Source organism: Streptomyces sp. GC420 (genome assembly GCF_009916105.1).
Classification (GTDB): Bacteria; Actinomycetota; Actinomycetes; order Streptomycetales; family Streptomycetaceae; genus Streptomyces.
In genome coordinates this window covers 1-4,019 of the sequence record NZ_JAAAXQ010000536.1, presented here as the reverse complement: position 1 = coordinate 4,019, position 4,019 = coordinate 1, and the positions used below count along the sequence as shown (strand labels likewise).

Annotated in this window: 3 protein-coding genes; all 3 read right to left on the bottom strand. The window is 74.2% G+C overall.

What is annotated here, in order from left to right:
* Positions 1–616: DUF305 domain-containing protein (locus GUY61_RS35635; protein WP_166634449.1), on the bottom strand; the 616-nt coding region annotated here is incomplete at its 3' end.
* Positions 617–720: 104 nt separating this feature from the next.
* The gene (locus GUY61_RS35630; protein WP_313897012.1) at positions 721–1,197 is read right to left on the bottom strand and encodes a DUF6153 family protein; all 477 of its coding nucleotides are present in this window, start codon (positions 1,195–1,197) and stop codon (positions 721–723) included.
* A 207-nt stretch (positions 1,198–1,404) separates the two neighbouring features.
* Entirely contained in the window at positions 1,405–3,852 is a 2,448-nt protein-coding gene (locus tag GUY61_RS35625) for a cation-translocating P-type ATPase (protein WP_166634447.1), read from the bottom strand.
* Positions 3,853–4,019: the final 167 nt, after the last annotated feature.

Sequence of the window (4,019 nt, the reverse complement as noted above, 5' to 3'; positions counted from 1 at the left end):
GCATCTGCGTGATCTCGGCGGTCTGGGCCTCGATGATGTCGTCGGCGAGGGACTTCGCGGGGCCGTAGGAGCCCTGCCGCTTCTCCGTCTTCGCCATCTCCACGGCGCCCTCGTGGTGCTGGATCATCATGGTCAGGAACATCGTGTCGAAGGCCTTGCCCGAGGCGCCGTCCAGCTCGTCCATCTGCCGGTCGTCCATCATGCCCGGCATGGAGGAGGCGTCCCCGTGGTCCATGCCGTGGGCCTCCTCGTCCATGCCGTCCATGCCCTCGGGGACCCTCTCGCCCCAAGCCCCGAGCCAGCCGGACATGGTGTCGATCTCCGGGTCCTGCGCCTTCTCGATCTTCCTGGCGAGCTCCTCGACCTCGCTGGAGGAGGTGTGGCCCGCGGCCATTCGCGACATGGCGACCGCCTGACGGTGGTGCGGGATCATCCCCTGGGCGAACGCGACATCGGCCTCGTTGTGCCGGCCCTGCCCGTCGGCCTCGGCGGAGACGGTGGGCGCCGCGTCGGACGAGTTGCCGCTCTCGCCGCCGCAGGCGGCCAGGGAAAGCGCGGAGACCGCGACGGCGGCGGCCAGGGCGGCACGGCGGGCAAGGGAACGGGTGTTGTTCATGGTGCTGGAACTCCTGCGTCGAAGTGCGGTGGAAAGGGATCGGAGCACGGGCGCACGGAGCCGGGCCCCCGCCCTGCGAGGGGTGTCGGCCGTGCGGGGTGCCTCTAGATCCGCAGGAGTTGGAGTTCCGCCAGGGACGGCGGCGCGCGTCCGCCGGAAGGGGCGTACCAGGCGGGGCTCACCGCCGACGCCGAAGTGGCGGGGCCGCCGGAGACGGAGAGGGCGAGAGCGGGGACCATGGCGCCGCCGGGCACGGCGCCCGAGGCGCAGACACGGTCCGCGTGACCGCCGTGCGTGCCACCGCGCCCGTCTTCCGGATGGCAGATGTACGGCTCCCCGGCCTCGGCCGCCTCCATGGCGTGGGCGCCGTGGAGGGCACCGTGGTGGGAACCGTGGTGCGCGTAGTGCGTGTCGCCGTGGTGCGTGTCGCCGTCGTGCACGCCGTGCCCCGGCGTCGGGGCGGCCGCACCGGCCAGTCCGTGCATGCCCAGCAGCCCGACCAGGACGGCCAGTACGAGCAGCACCCGCGTCCGCGGCGGACGCCGCGGACGCGATACGGGGTGCGCTGGACTCGGACTCACGGACGTCATCGTAGACAAGAAACCCGCGCCCCGGTGGCGCACGCCCGGTTCGGTGCCCGCCACGGCCGGCTCGCCGAGGCGGATCGGGCCCGGCGGCCGGGTGGGCCGCCCGGCCACCGCCCGGCCCCCGGCCGGGCGACCCGCGGGGCGGGGGACGCGCAGCGGCAGCGGGGCCGCGGGCGCTCCCGTACTCGGGGGCGGCGCTGGTCAGGTGGGTGGTCGGGCCTCCCTCGGCAGGCGGAGGCGTTTGAGGGCGAGCGCGTTGACGGCCACGATGACGCTGGAGCCCGACATGGTCAGCGCGGCGATCTCGGGGCGCAGCACCAGACCGGCTGCGGGCTCGAAGACACCCGCCGCGATCGGCAGCGCGACGGCGTTGTAGCCGATCGCCCATCCGAGGTTCTGGCGCATCTTGCGGACCGTTCCGCGGCCGATGCGCAGGGCCGTCGCCACGCCGAGCGGGTCGGAGCGCATCAGCACGACGTCGGCGGTCTCGATGGCCACGTCCGTTCCGGCGCCGATGGCGATGCCGAGATCTGCCCGGGCCAGTGCCGGCGCGTCGTTGACCCCGTCGCCGACCATGGCGACCTTGCGCCCGCCCCGCTGGAGTTCGGCGACCTTGTCGGCCTTGTCCCCCGGCAGGACCTCGGCGATGACGGTGTCGATGCCGAGCCGGTCGGCGATGCGCCGGGCGGTGGCCCGGTTGTCGCCGGTGAGCATGACCACCTCGACCCCCAGCGCGTGCAGTTCCCGCACGGCGGCAGCGGACGTGTCCCGCGGCGCGTCGGCGATCCCGACCAGGCCGGCCGCACGGCCGTCCACGGCGGCGACGACGACGGTGCGGCCGGTGGCGGCCAGTCCCTCCCGCGCCTCGGCGAGCGGCCCGAGCGCGACGCCTTCGCGCTGGGCCAGGCTCCGGTTGCCGACGGCGACGCGGTGGCCCTCGACGACCGCGGTCGCTCCGTGCCCCGGGAAGTTCTCGAAGTGCCGGGCGGCCGGGAGGCCCGCGGAGCGCTGGGCGGCGTACCGCACGACGGCCGCCGCCAGTGGATGCTCGGACTCCCGCTCCACCGAGGCCACCAGCCGCAGCAGTCCGCCCGCTTCGACGCCCGGCGCGGTGATCACGTCGGTGACCTCCGGCTCGCCCCTGGTCAAGGTGCCTGTCTTGTCCATCACGACCGTCCGGACACCGGCGGACGTCTCCAGTGCGACCGCGTTCTTGAAGAGGACCCCGTGCTTCGCCCCGAGGCCGGTGCCCACCATGACGGCCGTGGGGGTGGCCAGGCCCAGCGCGTCCGGGCAGGTGATGACGACGACGGTGATGGCGAACAGCATGGCGGTGCCGAAGGCGCGGTCGGTGGCCAGCAGCCAGACCGCCAGGGTGGCCGCGCCGCCGGCCAGGGCGGCAAGGACGAGCCAGAACGCGGCACGGTCCGCCAGCCGCTGCCCCGGGGCCTTGGAGCTCTGAGCCTCCTGTACGAGCTTGACGATCTGCGCGAGCGCGGTGTCGGAGCCGACCTTGGTGGCCCTGACCCGCAGGGTGCCGTTGGTGTTGATGCTCGCCCCGATCACCGGTGAGCCGGGGCCCTTGTGCACCGGCAGGCTCTCGCCGGTGACCATCGACTCGTCGACCTCGCTCTCGCCCGCCTCGACGGTCCCGTCGACGGCGATCTTCGCCCCGGGGCGTACCAGCATCAGGTCGCCGGCCACGACCTCGGCGGTGGGCACCTCCACCGGCTCGCCCCCGCGGACGACGAGCGCCTTGGCGGGAGCGAGATCGAGCAGCGTGCGGATCGCTTCGTTGGCGCCGCCTCGGGCCCGCATCTCGAACCAGTGGCCCAGCAGCACGAAGGACGCAAGGACGGTCGCGGCCTCGTAGAAGACGTCCCCGCCGCCGCTCAGCGTCACGACCAGGGAGTAGAGCCAGCCCGCCCCGACCGCGACGGCGACCAGCACCATCATGTCGAGGGTGCGGGCGCGCAGGGCCCTCACGGCCCCGGTGAAGAAGACACCGCACGAGTAGAAGATCACCGGGAGGCTGAGCAGCAGGGCCCATACGTCCTGGCGCAGACCGAACGGCACCGGGGCATGGATACCGAGGACCTCCTCGCCGATCGGCGACCAGATCACGATGGGGACGGAGAACAGTGCGGCGGCCAGGAAGCGGTTGCGCATGTCCGCGGCCATACCGGCCATGGACATCTCGCCGAGTGCACCGTGGGCCATCGGTTCACGGGGCGCGTGCGCTTCGGGCCGGCCCGCTTCCGGTGCGGTCGCTCCCGGCACCGCGGGCGGGGCCGCTGCCGCCGCCCCGCCCGACGCCTGCCCGGCGGCGGGAGGGCCGGGCTCGGCCATGGGGTCGCAGAGATGGGAGGGCACCACCTGGCCCGCGCAGTGGTAGCCGCACTCCTCCACCCAGCGGCGCAACTCGGCCAGCGAGGTGCGCCGCGGATCGAAGACCACCGTCGCCGACTGCGCGACCGGGTTGACCTCGGCCTCCAGCACCCCGGGGCGCCGCCCGAGCACGGCCGCGACCGTGCTCTGCTGGGACGCCCAGGACAGCCCGCGCACGTCCAGCACGGCGGTACTGCGGTCCTCGACCGGGCCTGCCGTGCCCCGCGGGTGGCGGCCGTCCGTGTCCGGGGTTCGGGACATGACTCCTCCCTCCTCGGCGCCGGTGGCGGCCGGCCACAGGCACCGGGCGCGTTCCCCTCGCACGGCACACGTTGCGCCCGTACGGCGTTCCCCGCAAACGGCGGGGCGATGCAGGGCCTTCCAGCACCCTCGAACCGCCTCCCCGCCCGTCCCCGGTGCTGTCTCTT